General features: G+C 38.1%; 15 protein-coding genes and 2 pseudogenes. 10 read left to right on the top strand and 7 right to left on the bottom strand.

The annotated features are described in order from the left end of the window. Nucleotides 1-102 precede the first annotated feature (102 nt). Nucleotides 103-933 (top strand): rhomboid family intramembrane serine protease, encoded by an 831-nt coding sequence (locus G8E00_RS04510; RefSeq protein WP_166222217.1) that lies wholly within the window; start codon nucleotides 103-105, stop codon nucleotides 931-933. Between the two features lie 169 nt (nucleotides 934-1,102). Here the strand turns inward: G8E00_RS04510 and G8E00_RS04505 are convergent, their stop codons facing one another. Then, entirely contained in the window at nucleotides 1,103-3,592 is a 2,490-nt protein-coding gene (locus G8E00_RS04505; protein ID WP_166222214.1) for an ABC transporter permease, read from the bottom strand. Then, entirely contained in the window at nucleotides 3,589-4,335 is a 747-nt protein-coding gene (locus tag G8E00_RS04500) for an ABC transporter ATP-binding protein (RefSeq protein ID WP_166222212.1), read from the bottom strand. Before G8E00_RS04500 ends, G8E00_RS04505 begins: the two co-directional genes overlap by 4 nt. 80 nt (nucleotides 4,336-4,415) lie before the next feature. Between G8E00_RS04500 and G8E00_RS04495 the strand changes: the two genes are divergently transcribed. After that, nucleotides 4,416-4,991 carry an arylesterase gene (locus G8E00_RS04495; RefSeq protein ID WP_406741450.1) on the top strand — a complete coding sequence of 192 codons (576 nt, stop codon included), beginning with the start codon at nucleotides 4,416-4,418 and terminating at the stop codon, nucleotides 4,989-4,991. Between the two features lie 40 nt (nucleotides 4,992-5,031). On the opposite strand, the gene G8E00_RS04490 is transcribed toward G8E00_RS04495, so the two are convergent. Continuing rightward, the gene (locus G8E00_RS04490) at nucleotides 5,032-5,646 is read right to left on the bottom strand and encodes a carbonic anhydrase (protein WP_166012272.1); all 615 of its coding nucleotides are present in this window, start codon (nucleotides 5,644-5,646) and stop codon (nucleotides 5,032-5,034) included. A 322-nt stretch (nucleotides 5,647-5,968) separates the two neighbouring features. Between G8E00_RS04490 and G8E00_RS04485 the strand changes: the two genes are divergently transcribed. Both G8E00_RS04485 and G8E00_RS04480 read left to right on the top strand, forming a co-directional pair. Beyond that, nucleotides 5,969-6,985: an alpha/beta fold hydrolase gene (locus G8E00_RS04485; RefSeq protein WP_196782002.1), complete on the top strand. Its 1,017-nt coding sequence runs from the start codon at nucleotides 5,969-5,971 to the stop codon at nucleotides 6,983-6,985. A gap of 19 nt (nucleotides 6,986-7,004) precedes the next feature. Next, nucleotides 7,005-8,009, top strand: a complete 1,005-nt coding sequence (locus G8E00_RS04480; RefSeq protein WP_166222210.1) for a hypothetical protein — start codon at nucleotides 7,005-7,007, stop codon at nucleotides 8,007-8,009. Between the two features lie 52 nt (nucleotides 8,010-8,061). Here G8E00_RS04480 and G8E00_RS04475 read toward each other — a convergent pair whose 3' ends face one another. Both G8E00_RS04475 and nfuA read right to left on the bottom strand, forming a co-directional pair. Continuing rightward, nucleotides 8,062-10,119, bottom strand: a complete 2,058-nt coding sequence (locus G8E00_RS04475; RefSeq protein ID WP_166222208.1) for a TonB-dependent receptor domain-containing protein — start codon at nucleotides 10,117-10,119, stop codon at nucleotides 8,062-8,064. Between the two features lie 263 nt (nucleotides 10,120-10,382). Beyond that, nucleotides 10,383-11,021: a Fe-S biogenesis protein NfuA gene (nfuA, locus tag G8E00_RS04470; protein WP_166222206.1), complete on the bottom strand. Its 639-nt coding sequence runs from the start codon at nucleotides 11,019-11,021 to the stop codon at nucleotides 10,383-10,385. A gap of 159 nt (nucleotides 11,022-11,180) precedes the next feature. On the opposite strand from nfuA, the gene G8E00_RS04465 reads away from it, so the two are divergent. Beyond that, on the top strand, nucleotides 11,181-11,798 hold the full coding sequence (locus G8E00_RS04465; protein WP_166222204.1) for a rhomboid family intramembrane serine protease: 618 nt from the start codon (nucleotides 11,181-11,183) through the stop codon (nucleotides 11,796-11,798). 298 nt (nucleotides 11,799-12,096) lie between these two features. Next, on the top strand, nucleotides 12,097-13,047 hold the full coding sequence (locus G8E00_RS04460; protein WP_166222202.1) for a siderophore ABC transporter substrate-binding protein: 951 nt from the start codon (nucleotides 12,097-12,099) through the stop codon (nucleotides 13,045-13,047). Between the two features lie 266 nt (nucleotides 13,048-13,313). Here the strand turns inward: G8E00_RS04460 and G8E00_RS04455 are convergent, their stop codons facing one another. Beyond that, nucleotides 13,314-13,625 (bottom strand): DUF7710 domain-containing protein, encoded by a 312-nt coding sequence (locus G8E00_RS04455; protein ID WP_166012266.1) that lies wholly within the window; start codon nucleotides 13,623-13,625, stop codon nucleotides 13,314-13,316. A 269-nt stretch (nucleotides 13,626-13,894) separates the two neighbouring features. On the opposite strand from G8E00_RS04455, the gene G8E00_RS04450 reads away from it, so the two are divergent. Further along, complete coding sequence (locus tag G8E00_RS04450; protein ID WP_166012265.1) at nucleotides 13,895-15,445, top strand: hypothetical protein; 1,551 nt, start codon at nucleotides 13,895-13,897, stop codon at nucleotides 15,443-15,445. A gap of 131 nt (nucleotides 15,446-15,576) precedes the next feature. On the opposite strand, the gene G8E00_RS04445 is transcribed toward G8E00_RS04450, so the two are convergent. Then, a complete protein-coding gene (locus tag G8E00_RS04445) occupies nucleotides 15,577-17,199 on the bottom strand; it encodes an inorganic phosphate transporter (RefSeq protein WP_166222200.1) in 1,623 nt (540 codons plus the stop codon). A gap of 621 nt (nucleotides 17,200-17,820) precedes the next feature. Here G8E00_RS04445 and metH point away from each other — a divergent pair. The 3 genes and pseudogenes from metH to G8E00_RS04430 form a co-directional block, all read left to right on the top strand. Further along, entirely contained in the window at nucleotides 17,821-21,513 is a 3,693-nt protein-coding gene (metH, locus tag G8E00_RS04440) for a methionine synthase (RefSeq protein WP_166222198.1), read from the top strand. 206 nt (nucleotides 21,514-21,719) lie between these two features. Next, nucleotides 21,720-22,482 (top strand): annotated as a pseudogene (locus G8E00_RS04435) (IS5 family transposase). Nucleotides 22,483-22,966: 484 nt separating this feature from the next. After that, nucleotides 22,967-23,234 (top strand): annotated as a pseudogene (locus tag G8E00_RS04430) (PAAR domain-containing protein); the annotation flags it as partial. Nucleotides 23,235-23,492: the final 258 nt, after the last annotated feature.

Raw genomic sequence — 23,492 nt, 5'->3', positions numbered from 1 at the left:
TCTATACTCCAGAAAATATTTTCATGCTAAGTTAGTCAGTAAATCACAAGTTATTGTCTCAATGACCCAATAATTTTCTAAGTCGAAAGAGCTGAAGTGTAAATGAATCAACCCTATGACCACAATAATAAGCCTCATCAGCTCAACTTACCCGCATCACAACCATTGAATATCAATCGATGGTGGATTACGGCTGTTTTGATTGCAATCAATGTGGCTTTATTCAGCTGGCAAGTTCTTCAAGGGATGAATATTACTCAACCCAGTACCCTAGATGCAATTCATTGGGGCGCTGATTATGCACCATTAACATTTTTAGCAGAACCGATTCGCTTATTGACCAGTATGTTTTTTCATTTTGGTTTAATTCATTTAATGTTAAACATGTGGGCACTGTATATCTTTGGCAGAATTACCGAGCAACTGTTCGGACATGCTTATTTTATTGGGGTTTATATCCTTTCAGGCTTAGCTGGAAGTCTGTTGAGTGGTTATATCAGCATACAAGATTCTTATGAAATGCTACGTCTAGGCGAAGCTCAACAAGCGCTTTTCCCAAGCGTGGGTGCTGGTGCTTCTGGTGCTGTCATGGGTTTAGGCGGGGCATTAACCGTTTTAGCGTTGCTCCCTCGCTTGGCGCATCAAAGCTATTATCTGGATAAAACCAATCTACTCATGGTCATGGGACTCAACATTGCTATGGGCTTTATGATCAGTGGCATCAACAATGCAGCGCACATTGGTGGCATGCTCATGGGCGCTTGTTTAAGTCTGATTTGGTATTTGGGCGAAAAGTGGCAAAAGCCAATTTTGTGGAAAATCATTGGACTGATCATTGGCATTGTTTTATGTGAATTGTTTTACCAATATTGCTTACATCTTGTGGTAGACCTTCATCCATTCTGGATTGAGTTGGTCAAACGAATCACATAAGCATTTTAAAATAAGCTCCTACTGCCAAGCATACGACCACAATTGAAACAGATTGAAATAGATTGAAATAGAATAACAGTTCAAATAGAGTCACCATACCTCATCAATCCAACACAGCATCATTCACTGGATTGATGAGACTTGGCTTTTTTCTAATAAATTGAATCAATTAAGATTGATTTATCTCCCTAAGACTTTGCAATGGTGGAATTTCACTTAAATAACTCAGTCGGTAACGTCCAATTAGTCCACACAGCAACATCATCAATAATGGCAAAATCAGCCAAATTTCAATGTGCATTTGTATGTCTAAATTCATGCGCTGACTCACAATGGCACTCATCACTTCTGCAAATAAGCAAGACACAATGCCCGCGATCAATCCAATCAATCCTATTTCTAAAGTCATCATGGTTTTCAGCTGTTTTTTAGAGCTGCCAAATGAGCGCATCAGCGCCACTTCCCTTTTACGCTCATCCATAAGTAAGTTAATACATGCAATTAACACCAAGAACCCTGAAAGACTGACCAACACAGCCAATACCGTAACAATCTGAACCAAGACATTGACCAATTTTTTTATCTCATCAAGGATCAATGACACATCAATAAACACTGTATTGCTAAATTGTTGAATGAGTTTAACCAATTGAGGCTTATCTTCAGGAGGCACATAAAAACTACCTAAATAACTGCCTGCATTTTCATCCATACTTTTCGGTGCAAAAATAAAGAAAAAGTTTGGACTAAAACTTTGCCATTCGACCGTACGTAAATTGATAACTTTGGCTTCTAAATTTCCTTCAGGCAAACTAAAGGTTAAGGTATCGCCAATGTGAATATTTAATTCTTCAGCAGTCTTTGCTTCTACCGAAACTTCGCCAGGTTTTTGCAATACCTTTTTCCCTGCTTGAATAACATTATCTTCAGGGTATTGATTAGACTGAGTAAGATTCAACTCTCTTTGTAAGGAGTTACTTTGCTTCATTAATTCAGCTGAAAATGGTGCTCCATTTTTAGCAATCAAACGCCCTCGAATATTGGGATATAAAGGCGTACTTTTCCAATGTGCCTTTGCCAATTGATCTCTAAACTGATCCACCTCAAAAGGAGGCAAACCATAGACAAATTGATTGGGTGTGCCTTCTGGAATTTGCTGTTGCCAACGATCAAGTAAATCTGTTCTGAGCACCACCAACACGGTGATTAAACTCAGTCCAAGTGCCAAAGCTGTAATTTGCAAAGCTGTTTGTGCAGGCAATCTTATATAGGTGGATAATTTATTTTTAAGTCCTTTTAGTGATTTTAACATCATCCAAACCAGCAAAAAAATCAGTGATGTCAGCACAATCACAGCACCAATCACTAGACTACTCAGGACCATATTTTCTGTTAAAACAAGGCTAAAAATAATAATACTCAGCAAACCTGTGGCAAAGGTTAAACCAATTGTTCGAGAGGATTTCTCTTGTTGTCGAATCACCCGAATAGGTGGTGTATTTAAGAGTTGGCTCAAACTTGGTAATACAAAACCAAACAACACCACCGCACTGGTTAATATTGCGATGGGTAATGGTCCCCATAACAAATCTAAAATAGAGAAATTCAGCTCTAAATTCGGTATGAGCTGTATCATTAATTGTAGTAACCCAAAGCCCAGCATGACACCAAATACACTACCAGCAATCACCGCAATAACGATCACCACCAAAAGTAAAACCATATAGGCTGTAAAGATCTGATTTCTTTTCGCACCTACACAACGTAATAGCGCGATATGATCTTGATTTTGTTGCACGTAGCGTTGACTGGTGAGCGCGATTGCAATACCACACAACAAAATGGTCAAAATATTGGCCAATTGCAAGAAGGTGTCTAAATTTTCTATCGGCTTAACCAGACGCGTATTACCATCATTGGCTGTGATGAGTTTTAGTCGCTGACTTTCATCCATATCAGCATTAATTTGATCAGGATTTTGTGATTTCTGAGCAGTTTGCTGTGTTGATTTAAAATAGCGTGTGAATTCTTGAACCTGCTGATTGTCACCTGCCATTAATACTCGATATTGAATACGACTGCCCGGCTGTATAGCATTGGTTTTTGCAACATCTGATTGCGAAATAATCACGGTGGGTGAAAAGCCTGCAAAACCTAATTCCTGATTTGAATCACGTTCAATTAAAGCCGTAAATTTAAATACACCATCAGCAATACTCACCGTATCGCCAATTTTAACGTTCAATAACTGCATCGCTCTTTGACTCAGCCAAACGTCACCTGCGGCAATCTTTGGTTGGCTTGGACTGACGTGCAACTCACCTCGAAGCGGAAATGTGTCTTCTATCGCTTTGACACTGACCATCACAAATTGCTCTTGGGTATGCGCCATCGAGCTAAAAACAGTAACTTCTGATGTGCTGAGTTTTAATAGTTGGGCTTTGTCTTTCCATGTCGGTGCAATAGGCTGGGTATCGCTCAAGACTAAATCAGCGGCTTGCATTTTTGCTGCTTGTAAAGCCACTGCTTGCTGAATTTGTGAGTTACTAAACTTCAACGCTGTCGTTGCACTAATCGCTAAACTCAAAGCAATAATCAACAGATAAACACCTGAAGATGCAAAACTTTGTCGAAATAAAGGCTTTAACAATGCCATCATAATTTCGCCTCAGCTTCAATTTGTTGTTTAACCGTCTCAAATAACTGACCATTTTTCAGTTCAAAATGACGCTGACATTGCGCTGCCAATTGTGGATCATGTGTGACCAAAACCAATGTTGTGCCCAATTCACGATTTAATGAAAACAAAAGCTGTTCAATTTCTTTGGCGGTATCTCCATCCAAATTTCCTGTCGGTTCATCTGCGAAAATAATTTTCGGCTCGCTCATTAAAGCTCGTGCAATAGCAACACGCTGTTGTTCACCGCCCGATAATACTTTTGGTGTTTGCTGACTTTGTTTTGATAAACCGACTTTTTGTAATAAATCTAAGGCTTTAATTTCAGCACTTTTATAGTTAAAATCAGCCTGTAATCGTGCTGGCAACATGACATTTTCAAGTGCAGTGAGGGACGGCAATAACTGAAAAGACTGAAAAACAAAACCAATATGCTTTAACCGAATCGCTGCACGTTGCTCCTCATTCAAATCATGTACCGCTTCACCATGAATCCATAACTGCCCAGAAGAAGCTTGATCCAGCGTTGCCAGTATTCCAAGTAATGTCGACTTTCCTGAACCTGAGCGACCTGTGATTGCAACATGTTCTCCTGCATAAATATTTAGATTTAAATTTTCAAAGATCGTCAGCGTTTTTTGTTGAACTTGTATACTTTGTGTCAGCTGCTGTGCAGAGATGATCACTTGTGGCATGATAGATGTAGATGAGTCAAACTGAGCCATATAAAGCCTTTATGAAAATTAAAAATTTATTGAAATTCATTTATTTAAAAAATATTATTCACATATTTATATGTAGCACAATGATGCTTATCAGTGCCAATTCTTTTGCTAAAACCATTCTCATTTTAGGTGATAGCATTAGCGCAGGATACGGTATTCAACCTCAACAAGGTTGGGTACATTTATTACAAAACAAACTGAATCAACAGTATCCGAAAAAGCATAAAGTGGTCAATGCAAGTGTCAGCGGTGAAACCACCAGCGGAGCTTTGGCGCGTCTTCCAAAACTTTTACAAACATACCATCCTGAAATTGTGGTGATTGAATTGGGCGGGAATGATGCCTTACGTGGGCAACCCCCAGCGATGATTCAGAAAAATCTTGGACAGTTGATTCAACATAGTCAAAAAAGCAAAGCGACTGTTCTATTATTAGGAATGAAAATTCCACCGAATTATGGCACCGCATATAGCCAAGCTTTTGAGAAAAATTATCAAACTTTAAGCCAGCAATATAAAGTCAAATTATTGCCTTTCTTTATGCAAGGCATTGCTGGGAACAATCAGTTAATGCAAAAAGACTTGATTCATCCCAATGCAAAAGCACAAAGTATTTTACTAAACAATGCCTACCCCTATATTAAAGGCGCTTTATAAGCGCCTTTAATTTTTTGAAACCAGCTTTTAATTGATTTGATTAAAAATCGAAGAAAGTGACTTCGCCTGTTTCTAGAGAGTATTCAGCACCAATCACTTTTAATTTGCCCTGAGAGATTAAATTTTCAAGTACCGCTGAACCATGACGTAACTGATTAACAGATGCAAATACATTTGATCGAACTGCGTGACAAGACAGTTTTTTCAAATCATCTTTCAACTCGGTTTGCATCAAGATTTCTACAGATGGACGTACACGATTGACAATTGACATCAAATTTGCAGAAGGTGCTTGATCTGGATTGCACAAAGCTTCAATGGTCGATTCAATCGCACCACAATGCGTATGACCCAATACAATCACAATTGGGCAACCAAAACTTTCAGCTGCAAATTCAACACTCCCCACCTGTGATGGCGCAACAATATTGCCTGCAACACGAATCACAAAAAGATCACCAAGGCCTTGGTCAAATACCATCTCAGCGGGTACACGAGAGTCTGAACAGCCTAAAATGATTGCGAAAGGTTCCTGTGTATCTGCCATTAAAGCACGTTCATGATGCGTTAAAAGTCGCTGATGATTGGTCTCGCCTTTAACAAAACGTTGATTACCTTTTTTTAAACTTTCTAGAGCTTCTTCTGCAGTCAGCATTCTCTTTCCATGGATTAAAGGGTTTAAATAATTCTAATACTGAGCATTTTGAATGTCACTGACAAAACTTATACTCGGTAACATTTTTTGTTAATTGATAAAAAAATCGACCAACGTACAAAATCACTCAAAAAGTAACACTAATTATACGTTTTTTATATTGTTTTCTTGAATTAAAAATTCATTTTTTGATCCATTTTTATGCGTTTTTACCTTTTCAATTGATCACTTTTTGAATGATTAGGGGTGCTGCATACTTTTTAACCACTATTAATCATCTGATTTTTATATAATGTCGGTCTATTTTCAAGGAATAGCATGAATGTCTGCTTTTCAAATCTCCCACATTATGAAATTCATGACCGCATCCGCTTTAACTTTAGCCCTCTCATCCACACTTTTGGCAAACTTAAGCGCTGCAGCCACTCCTACCGAATATTTAGACTATCCCAAATTATTAGAAGAACAGCGAAATTGGGCCGGTTTATCAACTAAAACTGTTCATGTCAGTAATATTACTTGGACATACAGCGAAGGGGGTTCTAAAGACAAACCTACGCTATTATTGATTCATGGTTTAGACAGCAACCGTGATTCTTGGAATGAAGTGGCGCGTTCACTAACCAAGCAATATCACGTGATTGTTCCAGACCTTCCTGGCAGTGGGAATACCAAGGCACCGCTCAATTTTGATTTTTCAATTCCAAACTTGAGTGAAGAATTACGTTTCTTTGTTGAAACTTTACGGATTCAAAATAAATTAAACATTGCTGGTCATTCATTGGGTGGATCAATTGCAATGTTTTACGCATCACAATATACCTTAGATACCAAGAGCTTATTTTTAATGGGTGCCAGTGGTCTATTTCAAAATAACCATACGCAATACACCAAGAACCCCATTTATCTAAAACAATTGGTGGTTAGTCAGCCTGGTGATTTAAACTTTGTCATGAAAAAGGCGATGGTTAATCAACCTTTTGTACCTGAGGTTCGCCTGAAACAACAGGAACAACAATTGATTGCACAATCTGGTGATACCTCAAAATTGATTAATGAAGTGTTTAAGCTCAATCATCAATACACCGTGGCTTCATTTAGAAACTTGCTAAAAAGCATTGATGCGCCTACCCTCATCCTCTGGGGTAAGCAAGATCAGATTGTGAATTTTGAGGTGGCCAGTGAGATTAAATCATCCATTCGCCATGCACAGCAGCCAATTATTTTAAATAATGTTGGTCATATGCCCATCTTAGAAGCGCCTCAGCGTGTCACAGAAAGTTATTTGGATTTCTTAAGCAAAATCCAATATCAAAATAATGTGGCAGCGAAACATTAAGGATATTGAGACATTATTTATGACCAAAAACCCAATGATTGAACAGTTGATTGAAGCCCATCTTGAGTTTCTGAATGACGCATTTTCGCAAGATGCGAACATTCAAAGCGAATTTCTCAATTTCTATCACTGGTTTAGAAAACAACCATTGCAAAGTTTATGGTCATTTCAACAAGTTAATGATTTGCTCCAAAAGCAAATTTTGGCGACGCCTGCCAGTGCCTCTTTAATTGATCAAATAACTGATCATATTCGTTTGGCACTGGCACATGATGCCAATGAAACCACCAAGATTGAAGATGTCATTCCTGTTTTGACCATTGATAAAATTGCACAATATGTCGCAAGTAAAAGTTCACATCGTAAAGCTCTGATTCATCGTATCGTCAATAATCCTGCTTTCTCAAATACCCTAACTCAGCTCATTCATCATTCAATTCAAGATTATATTGATAATTCTGTGATGAATAAAAAAGTTCCAGGTGTGGGACGCTTTATGAAAATGGGTAAATCAGTTTTAGAAAGTGTCACCGACTCTAACTTAGATGACACCGTTAAACATTATTTGCAAAAAAATATTATTCGGATTAGCCAACTCAGTGAACAAGTGATTAATCAGCAGTTTGATGATGAAAAACTCTATCATTTTCAAGCCAATTTATGGCATAAAATCAAGCAAGTCCCCCTTTCAAAACTTCGTGATTATATTGAAGTCTCTGATCTACCTAGAACTGTTGGTATGGGGCATGAAATTTGGGAACATTTGCGTCAAACCGACTATCTAAAACAACAAGTGCATGATGGCGTTTACACTTGGTATGTGCGTAATCAAGATAAATCTTTTGATTCAATTTTAAACGACATCAATATTGATGAAAGCCTTGTACAGCATCAATTGCAAGCGTTGTTAGAACCGATCATCAAAACCATGATTGGGTCAGATTATTTAAAACAACGTGCACGTTTTTACTTAGAGCAGTTTTATTATTCTGAGAAAGCTCAAAGTATTTTGACGCAAACTTAAAAAATCAAAAACTAAAAAAAAGCCGCTAGTGCGGCTTTTTTAAATTATTCATTTAGAAATTGGCAACAAGACTAATGCCATAACGGCGACCATCTAACTCCTGAACACCAGATGAGCTTAATGCTTTTTCATCAAGAATATTGTATACACCAAACTTACCCGTTAATGTTGGATTGAATTTGTAATTAAAACCTACATCAATAAATTCATAACCTGGTGTTTTCGTAGACATACTTGTACGGGAAAGAAATGAAGACGTTTCACTACGATAATGTAGACGACTCCAGATATTTAACGCATCAAAAATATCGTAATCCACGGTGATGTTGAACATATGCTCAGGCATTTCATTCAATGGTTGCCCCTTAAACTTACCTGATTTTTGCTCTGTTTTGGTATAAGTATAATTCGCAACTAAATTTACATCAGGCGCCAATTCTGCTTCAAACGTTGCCTCAGCACCATACATTGCAGCATCATCAACATTAAAACGATCGCTAATGAAGTAATAAGACGGAGTACCTGCTACACCAGGGAAAAGCTCACATTCCTTCCCATTAATCCACTTTCCATCAGCATCTTGGGCAGACTGACAGAAGCGCTCTTCAATAATTTTATTTTTAAAATCTGTGTAAAATCCAGTGAGTGATGCGGATGATTTACCGCCTTTCCAATAAAAACCTAATTCACCAGATGTTGACTCTTCAGGTTTTAAATCAGGATTTGCACGGATCACAGCATTACCTGCAGCGCCACCTGTCGCTGCATAATAACCTGGTGCAACTGCACGAATGTCAGGTTGTTTATAACCAGTTGATACCCCGCCTTTAACAGTAAAAGCATCAGAAAGATTATATACACCATACAGTCTTGGGCTATATTGTTCACCATAATTTTCATCATAATCAACACGTAAGCCACCCGTCAGATTAAAGCGATCGGTTAGGTGCCAAGTATCTTCTGCGAATAAAGCATAAGTATCACGTTCGATTGGGCTAAATCCAACCATTGGATTACTATTGGTTGCTCTATCGTTTAATTCTTCTCTTTTAAAATAACCACCCAATGCAAGATCATGCGAACCAAGTTTTAAATTCCATTGTGAATTAGCAATTAAGGTTTCTTGATCAATACCAGACGTCGGATTGGTATTATGCTTACGATCTGGATTTCGAGATTTTTCATATTGGATATATGACGAACTTTCCAGAACATCAGAATAATGTCCATTATGCGTTAAACTATAAACGTCACGATAGTTTCTTGAATAGGAGTTTGATGGGTTATTACCACTTGCACTCACAGTTTTTCCGACAGTCGATTCCCCTTCTTGCTTAACGAAGTTCGCGTCTAATTCGAAATCATGCACATCATTCAAAACATAGGTTAAGCGTGAATTTAGGCTTTCTCTTTTTGTACCTCTAAAACCACTTACATAATGATCTTCATCACGTTCTTGCTTGTTCAACCCCAATTGAAGTCCAAGTTTATTTTCAATCAATGGACCTGATAAATAGACTGAGCCCTCTTTTATATCGCCAGATTTATGACTATCTTGAATAACAGTACCTAGCTCAACTGTTCCATGCCAATCGTCTGATACTTTTTTTGTAATAATATTGACCACACCACCCATTGCATCGGTTCCATATAGTGTTGATGCAGGTCCACGGATGATTTCAATTCGTTCAATACTTGCCATAGGGGGCAAAATATTTTTTTCAAAACCATTATCATCCCCGTTCGGATTCACATTCTTAGAGTTTTGTGGCTTCCCGTTGACTAAGAATAATGTGTAGCTCGATCCCATACCACGAATACTGATACTCTGAGATGAACCATTTCCAGTTACCACAACCCCTGGGGTATTTCTGAGTACATCATTGATATCATTATAATTACGCTTTTCAAGTTCTTTACGGTCAATGACTGTGATTGATGCTGGTGCTTGTGATACATCCTGCTCATATCCAGTTGCAGAAACTACAATAGTTTTTAACTTAGCTGTTTCAATTTCATCCCCTGCTGCAACTTCTGCTGCGTACACGTTCGCCCCTACAGCGCTAAGAATTGCTAAAGATAAATAAGATTTAACCCACTTATTGTTCATACATTTGGACCCAAAAAATTAAAGAGAGATTTTGAATTTTTCGATGGCTATACTAACAATAAATAAACAAAATACAATTGTTAATAATAATAATTCTCAATAACATCCATATTGTATCTATTTTTTAATTTTTTAAATCAAATACTTACTTGTTAAAAAAATATTAAATTTTTTTATTTTCTTTTTTTATACACAAATGGATTGTTATTTTTAACTAAAAAAAAGCTCCCGATTGGGAGCTTTTTCTAAACATTGGCCGTATATTATTTAAAATATGCACCTTCTGCTTGGGTATGATCTGTTTGATCTACAACACGTTTAAGTTCAGGAACATGCTGTTGCAAAGTCGTTTCAACACCCTGTTTTAAGGTTACGTCAATCGCAGAACAGCCTTGGCAACCACCACCGAATTTAAGTACAGCAGTTAAACCGTGCTCTGCATCTTCAACCACTTCAACCAGCGCACAATTACCACCATGACCTGCAAGTCCTGGGTTAATTTCAGATTGTAAAATGTAAGTAATACGTTCTTCAATAGATGCATCTGGACCTACACGTGGCACTTTTGAATTCGGCGCACGGAATGTTAATTGACCACCAAAACGGTCTTTATTGTAATCAATCACGGCATCCAACAAATACGGAATAGATGGCGTGTCAATATAAGCCGAAAATTGTGGATATTCTTGCTTGTAATCTGTCGGTACAACTTCTTCAGGCGCACTATATGCCATACAACATTCAGCGCGTGGCGTACCAGCATTTTCCACAAAAACACGCACTGCAATGCCTGGAGTATTTTGTTTCTCAAGTAAATCAAATAAATACTCTTGTGCAGTTGGTGTAATCAATAAATTTGGAATTTCTTCAGCAACCGCAGTGCTGGTGTTCTCAGTCGACATAACAATATTTCCTCAAGCTGAAGCAGCTATTTTAACTTAAGATCGGGGGTAATATTAAAAAATCAACTAAAATTGTCGGAATTATTATTAAATTACAATTTATACATCATGAAAATGGCATTATGATCATGCAATATTCAAAAAATGAATCTCATTAATATGTTCAATTTACCTTTTAATCATACTGTTACGCTCATCATAATTACGGTCATTGTGTCATTACTTGCTTTTAACACTCAAAAATTGATGAATCGCTTAATTTTTTGGCCACCTGCAATGAAACGTGGTCAGTATGATCGTTTTATTACGCATGGTTTTGTGCATGCCGATGGCACACATTTACTATTCAATATGATTACGCTTTTTTTCTTTGGTAGCATCATTGAAAGTTTTTACCGTGATTACTTTTATAATTTAGGCTTCGTCTTATTTTATTTAGGTGGCTTAATTGTGGCCATTTTGCCAAGTTATATCAAAAATAAGAATAATCCGAATTGGGCAAGTTTAGGTGCATCTGGGGCAGTTTCTGCGGTTCTATTTGCCTATATTTTATTTGAACCTTGGAAGCTCATTTTTGTATTCTTTATCCCGGTTCCTGCTATTGTCTTTGCTGTACTGTATGTCGGCTATAGCGTTTGGGCGGGTAAAAAAGGTAATTCAAATATCAACCATAGTGCCCATCTTTGGGGAGCTGCATATGGTGTTATCGTCACTATTTTGCTTGAGCCAAGATTGATTCCACATTTTTTAAATAAGCTTAGTCAACTTCCCTTCTAAATGGACCAAAGACAATATCAACACCTATATGCTTTGCATTCAAAGCATATAGGTTTCAAGTCATCTTATACGCCAAATCTCATACGTCTTCAGCTAAAGATACTCATCATCAACTCAATCATTCGACATATTTTGCTTAATTAAAATTCTTTCCCAATTTAGATCGTCTTAAATTTAGACCTACATTCTGCGTAATATTTCTCATTTGAAATTAGATTACATTTGATAATGACTTGCATTTAAATATTATTTTGCTATGATTTGGCCAGAAATCAAGCTCAAAAGTGGATATAAAACAATGAAAGGAAATAAATTAGTCATTTCTGGCTTACTTTTGGCAGTGTTCAACACAGCAGCTTATACTGCTCAATTTGAACTAAAGACCGATGCCAAAACGATCCAATTGAAACAAGCGCCGAAAAATATTGCCGTTTATGACCTTTCTGTTTTAGACACATTAAATGCTTTAAATATTCAGGCACAAATTGTCCCTGAAACGACTTATCAAGGTCATTTAGCCAAATATAAAAATGAAAAATTTATTAAAGCAGGGACTTTATTTGAACCCAATTTGGAAAAGCTAAAGCAGGCTCAACCTGATTTGATTTTTATTGGTGGTCGTTCTGCTAAAAACTTAGACACCTTAAGTCAAATTGCTCCAACTCTAAATCTATCTCCTGATACGACTCAATATATCCCAGATTTGAAACAACGCACTGAGTTGCTGGCTCAAGCATTTAAGCGTGAAAAAATTGCGAAACAAAAGCTCAATGAAGTTGAAAAATTGCAAAAGAGCTTAAAAGCAAAAACACAAGGAAAGTCTGCCATAATGCTCTTTGCAGTTGGCGATAATTTTATGCCTCACGCTGAAAATGACCGTTTTGGATTTGTTTACGATTTGGCTGGCTTTAAATCTGTACTTCCGTTAACAGAAAAAACAACCAGTACAACACGCCCTGAAGCAGGTTCACCAGAAGCATTGGCTCAAGCAAAAAAGAACATCGATACTTTACAAAAAGCCATCGATCAACATCCAGATTACATCATCGTGTTAGATCGTGGTGCGGTAAATACGCAAAAATATGCAGCAAAAGACAATATTTTAAAACATCACGTTTTATCAAATGCGCAAGCAGTGAAAAATAAAAAAGTGATTTTCGTCAATGCTGATGCTTGGTATTTGACTGGTGCAGGCTTGGATAACACCATTTTTATGCTCAATGAACTCTCACAAGCTGTTCAGCCGTAAATCAGCATACACAGCCTTATATACATGAAACATATCACTGAATGAAAGATCAACAGACCCAAGCCAAATGAATAAATAAATGACTAGCGAAATGATTCGATAAATAAAGTGATTAAAAAAACTGAGATGATTCATCATCTCAGTTTTCATTTGTTTTGATCAATTCATTGTGATGCAGATAAGGTGAGTCGAAACTCACAACTCTTGGCCGCTTAAAGATGAAACTTATATTTGCTTAAGCTTACTGATGTCTTAAACCTTAGAACTTATGTACGCTCATCATGAATTGCAAAATAATTATTACCCAGTAAATCGCCATGTTTAAAATGCCAATTTTTTTGATGCGCAGAAATAAACTTTCCAATAAAAACTGGTGAACGGTCAATCGGTGATTTATCCTTAAAATGACCATTTTCGATTGCCCAATCATAGCAACCCGTATCCACTGGATATTCTGTCAAAATACCAGACAAATAATGATGTTGAATCCAAGCTTCTGCTTTCAGATAGCTGGTAAATATTGCTGAAGCAAAACATGCTTGATCAGCATTAAAAACATAGATATGACCATTAAGCATAATAATCACTCACTTGCGTTGTTATTATTTAATATTCAGCATAGATGCAATTTTTGTGATTTACATCACTCTATGTATCGTTTAATTGACTGTTTTGTAATTAATCATTTAGTTTTTAGACGAGAGTTACCCTAAATTCAGCGAAAATGTCACATTAAATTCAACCAAAAATAAACAATATTGGTAATTTATGTCATCTGAAAATCAAAGTTTGCGGAGATAATGTATACAACTGTACATTTATATACGAAACTGCCGAGACATTTTGCATGTCAAATTCTTTAGATGGTCTTCAATTCCCTATTCAAACGCATACTGGTAAAGCCAGCTCATCAAAAACTGGCCAGCAAATTATTGCCGATGCGTTGTCGCCTGTTGATCAGACATCTTCATCAAAAGTCATGAATGAAAAAAATTGGCGTAAAAACTACCCAATTTATTTTAAAGCTTTGGTTGAAAATGGCATTAAGACGACTCAAAATCCGATTGAAATCGCCAAAGCTGGACTTGAAAGTGCAGCGAATGTGTTTGAATTTTATCGTGATGGACAGCGTCATGCACTTAAAGACATCATGACGCTCTCTGCCCAGAGTCTACATACAGTCACGATTCGAGGTGAAAATCAGCAGAAAACACCAGAATGGTCTGTGCCATACCAAGGCAAAAACTTACAAGGGGCAGCGCTTCTTGAACAAATTCAAATTTGGGAAGACACAGGTATCATTGAACCAAGCCATGCCCAAGCTTTAAGAACAGTAGAAGCACATCCTGAATGGTTTGATTTATCTGATCGCACCATGGTGTTGTTTGGTGCTGCATCTGAAGCAGGACCTCTGACTTGGTTGAGCCAGTGGAAAGCCAATATTGTGGCCTTGGATTTACCCAATACGCGTGTTTGGGACAAAATTTTAAATACCGTCAAAAATGGCAATGCAACGCTCTATGCGCCTAGCGTAGAAGTACTCGATGAGCAAACACCATTTGAGGTATTAAAAGAAAAACTCGGTGCGAACTTACTCACTCAAACTCCTGAAATTGCACAATGGCTGATTCAGAATAAACAGCAACTCGATTTGGCTGCAATTGCTTATTTGGATGGTGAAAAGCATGTCCGTGTCTCTATGGCCATGGATACCATTATGCATTACGTGAGTCAGAAAAAACCAGATTCGAGTTTAATGTATATGTGCACCCCGACCGATGTCTATGCTGTACCGAAAGAAGTCATTGAGGGCTCATCGGAGAAATTTAAACATCGATCTAAAGGTCATCAGATTTTCAGTAAAGGCATTTCAACCATTACTCAAAATCATTTCTTTCAAGAAAATTCCCATCAGTTGATCCAGTCTGACAATGGTAAGCAATATGGTATAGCCGATTGTTTGGTGGTTGAACAAGGTCCAAACTATGCGTTAGCGAAGCGTTTACAACAATGGCGTGCGACTTTGGCAAGACATCAAGGGCAACGTGTGATTATTAATATTGCCCCCTCCACCACCACGCATTCAGTGACTAAAAATCCATTATTGAAAGCAGCTTTTAACGGGGCGAGCTTGTTTGATGTCGAAGCATTTAGTCCTGAAACCACCAACGCGATTATGGCTGCACTGTGGGTGCATGATTTACGTCATTCTGAATCTCTATCCAACCCTGAACGTAAGATGGATCATCCTTTAGAATTAATGATGGAAGGTGCTAATCATGGTGGTTTATGGCGTGTGCCTTATTTAGCTCGTACTGCCCTACCTTTTGCTGCACTGTATGGTTTTATTGACGAAAAACTGCCTGTAAAGAAAGTCTTGGGATTCTTTAAGAAATAATTTAGTTTCTGCTGTTTTGGGACAATCAGCCCTTCCTATAGTGCTAGGCTTCACCAAAAAACCATCAGATAAAAAAAGCGCTGTTTGAACAGCGCTTTTTTTATGCATCTTGAATGAGAAAACTTTTTCAATTAGAAAACTTTGAGAAGTAACCAGAACAAGCCACCAGACAAGCAGATCGTTGCTGGAAGGGTAAAGATCCAAGCAGAAAGAATCGTTTTGACCATCTGGAAATTTAGACCAGACTTATTGGCTACCATGGTCCCTGCTACCGCAGAGTTAAGTACATGCGTTGTTGAAACTGGCATACCAAAACCATCTGCAGCTGCAATCGTGGACATTGCCACTAACTCAGCAGACATCCCCTGACCATAAGTCATGTGTTCCTTACCAATACGCTCACCGACTGTCACCACAATACGTTTCCACCCCACCATAGTGCCTAAACCTAAGGCCAAAGCTGTTGCAACTTTGACCCAAGTCGGGATGTACTGTAAGAAAGAATCTAAATGATTACGGTATTCTTTCACGGTCTGGGTTTGCGCTTCAGACATTACAGGCAAAGCTTCAGCTTTATCTAAACGTTTATACGCTGTAGTACTCAAATACATATCATTTCGAAGTTCAGAAACCATTGCTTCAGGGACTTCTTTAATGCTGTTATATGTACCTACTTTATCACCTAAATGATCGGTTAAACTTGCTAAGGCAGGTACGACTTCAGGAGTAATTTCTTTAGTCTGAATGTATTTTGTGATGACTTCACGCGCATGCTCATCTGGAATATCTGCGTGCTCAGGATAAATCACTGCAGCAGTTTGTGCAGATAACTGACCAAATGACTGTAGATGTTGTTGATCTAATTCTTTATTTAATGAATAGGCTAAAGGAACAGTACCAATCAAAATCAACATGATCAGCCCCATCCCTTTTTGTCCATCATTTGACCCATGTGCAAAACTTACACCTGTACAAGTGAAAATCAAAATCGCACGAATCAGTGGTGGTGGTGGCTTATTGCCTTCAGGTGGTTGAAAAAGTTCCAATTGTTTTTTGAACACTTTTTTAACCAATAAAAACAGCACAGCTGCAAAAGCAAAACCAATCAATGGTGAAAATAAAAGTGCTTTACCCACTTTTAGAACTTGCTCCATATCTACACCAGATGCACCCGTACCTGAATGTAAAATATAGTTCATGATCCCCACACCTAAAATCGAACCGATTAAGGTATGTGAACTAGAAGCAGGAATACCAAGGAACCAAGTTCCTAAGTTCCATAAGATAGCAGCAATCAACATGGCAAAGACCATGGCAAAACCTGCACCTGAGCCGACGTTCATGATCAGTTCTACAGGCAGTAACGCAATAATCCCATAAGCAACAGCACCACTGGCCACCATTACGCCCAAGAAATTACAAAAACCTGCCCACATCACTGCTACTGGTGCAGAGAGTGCATTGGTATAAATCACCGTTGCAACAGCGTTGGCTGTGTCATGGAAACCATTGACAAATTCAAAGCCTAAAGCAATGAGCAGTGCCGTAGCGAGCAAAATCATTGAATAAAAACTTAGCGCAGGAATATGAGCTAAATCCGTAGTCAACTGAAAACCAATATAAATTAATGTAGAAATGATCAGCGTAAGAAACACTGGAACGAAAAATTTCGGCGTCGGCACATGAACATTCGTCGACTTTTCAACTGTTGACGATTGTGCTGAATCTGAAACTGGAGTTTGATTAGAATTCATGCAGACAGAAAAAGAGGATGGGAATATCCCCTTATTGTTCAATTAAATTATTACAATTATATGACAAAGCGCTCTCTTATAAAGCAACAAATGTAGCTTTATACATAAGGATCAATGAGCTGGGTCAGTTTATCTAAAAAAATAATTTATATATCATAATCTTACATATAATTCCTAAAATTCAATTTAACAAAATTTAGTCAGCGTTTTTTGTAATAAATATTGCAACAAAGCCATATTGATCACTGAAAAAAGTCGGACTCTGTCATATTGAATCAGAATTATGACAAATTGATGAATATTTAATCAAACAAAGTAACAGCATGAATATTACTTTATTTTTCAATCTTATTCAGGATTTTAAAGTGTTTCTAAGGACATTCAAGCTGATCGAGATTTAGTTTATTTATATTTAATATTTATTGAGCTGTTATGCTTTTTCATTCATCACTCAACTGACTGCATAGATCAATATCCGTTTCCCGACTGAAACCACAAATTTAAATTAGCACATTCAAAATTAAGGATTAAAACTTAAGTTGGCTTGCTTAAGCCCCATCGTTTCAGCAATTTCTGGTATAATATTGCCCATTTTTAGATTTTGTCGTGATTGGGTTATATATGTCGACGCTTACCACCCTGAAACAGCTTCTCTCCGAACGCATCTTAATTATTGATGGCGCAATGGGTACCATGATCCAACGCCACAAATTAGAAGAAGCTGATTATCGTGGTGAGCGTTTTGCCGACTGGGCTTCTGACTTAAAAGGCAATAATGACCTGTTGGTGCTCACGCAACCACAGATTATCCAAGGCATTCATGAAGCGTATTTGGACGCAGGTGCAGATATTATTGAAACCAACAGCTTTAACGGCACACGTGTTTCAATGTCTGACTATCACATGGAAGATCTTGTTCCTGAGATTAACCGTGAAGCAGCACGTATAGCCAAAGCGGCTTGTGAAAAGTATTCAACGCCTGAAAAACCACGTTTTGTCGCGGGTGTGCTCGGGCCAACATCACGCACGTGCTCGATCTCTCCAAACGTGAACGACCCAGCTTTTCGTAACATCACTTTTGATGAACTGAAAGTCAATTATATCGAAGCTACACATGCCCTTATTGAAGGCGGTGCAGATATTCTGCTCATTGAAACTGTGTTTGATACATTGAACTGTAAAGCAGCGATCTTTGCAGTCAAAGAAGTGTTCAAAGAAATTGGTTATGAATTGCCCTTGATGATTTCAGGCACTATTACCGATGCTTCTGGTCGTACGCTGACAGGTCAAACCGCAGAAGCGTTCTGGAACTCAGTACGTCATGCAGATTTATTGTCGATTGGTTTTAACTGTGCCTTGGGTGCAGATGCCATGCGTCCACACGTAAAAACCGTATCAGACGTTGCAAATACTTTTGTTTCAGCGCATCCAAACGCTGGTTTACCGAATGCTTTCGGTGGTTATGATGAAACGCCTGAACAAACAGCGGCATTTTTAAAAGAATTTGCAGAAAGTGGTTTGATCAACATCACCGGTGGTTGCTGTGGTACCACACCAGATCATATTCGTGCCATTTACAATGCTGTAAAAGACATTAAACCTCGTCAAATTCCAGACATTGAACCTGCATGCCGTTTAAGTGGTTTAGAGCCATTTAATATCACCAAGGATTCTTTGTTTGTAAACGTTGGTGAACGTACCAACGTGACAGGTTCAAAAAAATTCCTTCGTTTAATCCGTGAAGAAAACTATGCCGAAGCCTTAGACGTTGCTCAACAACAAGTTGAGGCAGGTGCACAAATCATCGACATCAACATGGATGAAGGCATGCTCGATTCGCAAGGTGCGATGGTGCACTTTTTGAATCTGGTGGCATCTGAACCTGATATTTCACGTGTGCCCATCATGATTGACTCATCTAAATGGGAAATCATTGAAGCGGGCTTGAAATGTGTACAAGGTAAGCCAGTCGTTAACTCGATTTCTTTAAAAGAAGGTTATGACGAGTTTGTTGAACGTGCACGTCTGTGCCGTCAATATGGTGCAGCGGTCATCGTCATGGCTTTTGATGAAGATGGTCAGGCAGATACCGCCGCACGTAAGCGTGAAATCTGTAAACGTTCGTATGATATTTTGGTCAATGAAGTCGGCTTCCCTGCTGAAGATATTATCTTTGACCCGAACGTATTTGCAGTCGCTACGGGTATTGAAGAACACAACAACTATGCTGTGGACTTTATTGAAGCGACAGGTTGGATTAAGCAAAACTTACCGCATGCCATGATTTCTGGTGGTGTATCCAACGTATCGTTCTCATTCCGTGGTAATGAACCTGTGCGTGAAGCGATTCACTCGGTATTCCTTTACCATGCCATCAAACAAGGCATGACCATGGGTATTGTGAATGCTGGTCAAATGGCGATTTACGATGATATTCCAAGCGAGCTTAAAGCTGCGGTTGAAGATGTGGTCTTGAACCAAAACCAAGGTGAAAGCGGTCAAGATGCCACTGAAAAATTGCTTGAAGTTGCTGAGCAATATCGTGGTCAAGCAGGTGCACAGAAAGCCGTTGAAAATCTTGAATGGCGTAACGAGTCTGTTGAAAAACGCCTTGAATATGCTTTGGTTAAAGGCATCACAACCTTTATTGATGAAGATACCGAAGAAGCACGCCTTAAATCAAAACGTCCACTCGATGTGATTGAAGGTCCACTGATGGATGGAATGAACGTGGTCGGTGACTTGTTTGGTTCAGGCAAAATGTTCTTACCACAGGTGGTCAAATCTGCACGTGTGATGAAACAGGCTGTGGCTTGGCTGAACCCGTACATTGAAGCGGAAAAAACTGCGGGACAGTCTAAAGGTAAAGTCTTAATGGCAACCGTAAAAGGCGACGTACATGACATTGGTAAAAACATTGTCGGCGTGGTTTTAGGTTGTAATGGTTATGACATTGTTGACCTTGGTGTGATGGTGCCTGCGGAGAAAATTTTACAAACTGCGATTGATGAAAAAGTCGATATCATTGGTTTGTCTGGTTTGATCACACCATCTTTGGATGAAATGGTTTTTGTTGCCAAAGAAATGCAACGTAAAGGCTTTAACATTCCACTCATGATTGGTGGTGCAACGACATCGAAAGCGCATACAGCCGTAAAGATTGATCCGCAATATTCAAATGATGCCGTGATTTATGTTGCCGATGCTTCACGTGCGGTGGGTGTTGCAACGACTTTACTTTCCCCTGAGATGAAACCGAAGTTTGTTGCAGAGACCCGTGCTGAATATGAAAAAGTACGTGTGCGTATTGCCAACAAACAACCAAAAGCGGCGAAGTTGTCTTATGCTGAATCGGTTGAAAATGGTAAGAAGATTGATTTCAAATCGAACACCCCTGCTGTACCAAATCTCTTAGGTCGTGAAGTACTCACCAACTATCCACTTGAAACTTTAGTGCCGTATTTCGACTGGACTCCATTCTTTATTTCTTGGAGTTTGGCAGGCAAATTCCCAGCGATTTTGAAAGATCATGTGGTGGGTGAAGCTGCGACTGATTTGTATAATCAAGCGCAAGAGATGTTGAAAGACATTATTGAAAATAAACGTTTCGACGCACGTGCTGTCTTTGCGATTTCCCCTGCAAACCGTGTGGGTGCAGATACAGTTGCGGTGTATGGCGATGCTTCTCGTTCAACCGTTACGCATACTTTTGAGCATGTTCGTCAGCAGTCAGACAAAATCACAGGTAAAGCGAATTTGTCTTTGGCTGATTTTGTAGCCAAGCCTGATCAAGCGGAAGATTTCTTGGGCGGTTTCACTGTATCGATCTTTGGTGCAGAGGAAATGGCGAATGAGTTTAAAGCGAAGGGTGACGACTATTCTGCGATTTTGGTTCAGTCTTTGGGTGACCGTTTTGCGGAAGCATTTGCGGAGCATTTGCATGAGCGTATTCGTAAAGAGTTCTGGGGCTACCAAGCCGATGAACAGTTGTCGAATGAAGATTTGATTAAAGAGAAATATGTGGGTATTCGTCCTGCACCGGGCTACCCTGCGTGTCCTGAGCATTCTGAGAAAGCGACGTTGTTTAGTTGGTTAGATTCGACCAATCAGATTGGTACACAATTGACCTCAAGTTTTGCAATGTGGCCACCTTCAAGTGTAAGCGGTTTCTATTACAGCAACCCTGAGTCTGAGTACTTTAACGTGGGTAAAATCGCGCAAGATCAGCTTGAGGATTATGCGAAGCGTAAGGGCTGGACTTTGGATGAAGCGAAACGTTGGTTAGCGCCGAATTTGGATGATTCTATAATCTAAATATGTTAAAAAGTCCTTCTCTTGAAGGATTTTTTTTATTCTTATTAAATTGCCCAAGTCCTTTAAAAAAAAGGATCATTTATCCATCATTTTGTTACAAAAAGATCACACTTTAATCTGATCACACTAGGGAGTGTTGACATTTGCTGGTCAAAAAAATAGCGAGAAAGTAGAATTCAATCGCCAAACCAAATTCACTCCTCGCTATGCCTCGTACAATGCTGAATGATCAACACTGGTCTAAGTTGAAATCTTTACGGAGCTATGCTCCTCATCTCTAATTTTGGTATTTATCTCAAACAGAATTTAAGATTGTTTATCGAAGCGATCCTTTATCGAATTCGCACAGGATGTCCTTGGCGTGATTTACCTGATTCTTTCGGCAAGCCAAATTCTATTTTTAAGAAGTTTAGTCGGTGGAGTAAAGACAGTAAGTTACTAAAAATATTTAAATTATTGTCTAATCATTCAGATTTAGAGTGGATCTTTATTGATGCTAGCCATGTCAGAGCGCATCAACATGCAACAGGCATTAATCATCAAGCTATTTCAAAAAGTATTGGTGGGAATAGCTCTAAAATTCATTTAGCTGTAGATGCAAATGGAAATCCTATTGAGTTTATTATTGCTGATGGCACGACTCACGATGTGAAAGTTGCACCTGATTTAATAGATCTTTTGGAATTAGAAGAAACGCAAATCTTATGTGCGGATAAGGGTTATGATTCTGAACCACTTAGAGAAAAAATTAAAAACACAAAGACGAAAGCAAATATCCCCAAGAAATTTAACTCAAGCTCCAGTAATCAACATATGGATTGGTATTTATATAAAATCAGACACTTAGTTGAAAATACGTTTGCAAGATTAAAGCATTTTAGAGGGATTGCAACTCGATATGACAAGCTAAAGCGGAACTATGAAAGCTCAGTTGCTTTGGCCTGCATCTTTATTTGGTTGCCATTATGAAATGTCAACAAACCCTAAAAATTAATCATAACATTACATTTATCTCATGATTTTAAAACAAAAGCCTTGTTCGCAATTTAGGGTTAATTAGGCTTAAATTAGTATACCTCTTTAACAAAACTATATAAGTAATTTGCTTACAAAAAAGTTATATTGTAATAATTCATTTTTTCTTTAATTATAATATATCTATATGAAGGTTCATGGTGTTTAATGTATTTCAATAAAACCAATAAAAAAGACAGATCGTATGTTACATGGTGGTCATGAAAGACATCCTATTCACTATTTTTCTGATTATAAAATGACGGTTCTAGTACGTTATGACAAAGATGAACTCAGATGTTCCAATAGATCAAACAAGTTTGGGATAAATGATCAACTTACTCTTTTTTCTCCACAAAGTTGAATGTGGAAGTTTGCTGAACAAAGTTACTTAATCCAATAAAAATTGAACTGATTGAATAAAAATAAAGGAAAATAAATGAAAGGTTTTGCGATTCATAATGCTCCAACTGACCATGGTGGTCGGATTCCGTCAACGCAGATGAGAAGTTCTCAAGAAGGAAATCTTTTTGTTCGTGCCGGAGATGGTCACTTTTGTCCTAAATGTAAAGTGTGGTCAACCGTACAACCAAGCCATAACCATGTCATTTTTGATGGCAAACCTGTAGCCTATGTAGATGACATTCTAAGCTGTGGCGCAAGAATTTTACCTCAACAATTCCATGTTGTTGGCGATAGTGGCGGAGCTAATTTACGTTCTTCTAATCCTATTTTTCAGCCTATTAACCATCAACAAAACTTAAATAGTAGTCTAGTAGATGAAAAGAAAAAAAAGAAAATCTATAAAATATATACTATTACAAAGTCTTTAACTGCTGAAAAAATGGGAGAAGTTGAAGCTAGAAAATTAGGAGATGCTCATTCACTATCTGAAAATAAATTCTATATTTACAGAAGAAATAAAGGCTTATCTGTTGTTTCTGAAGAAACATTGAAAAGAATAA

Origin of the sequence: Acinetobacter shaoyimingii (assembly GCF_011578045.1) — a bacterium.
GTDB lineage: Bacteria > Pseudomonadota > Gammaproteobacteria > Pseudomonadales > Moraxellaceae > Acinetobacter > Acinetobacter shaoyimingii.
This window is presented reverse-complemented; position numbering and strand designations above follow the sequence as displayed.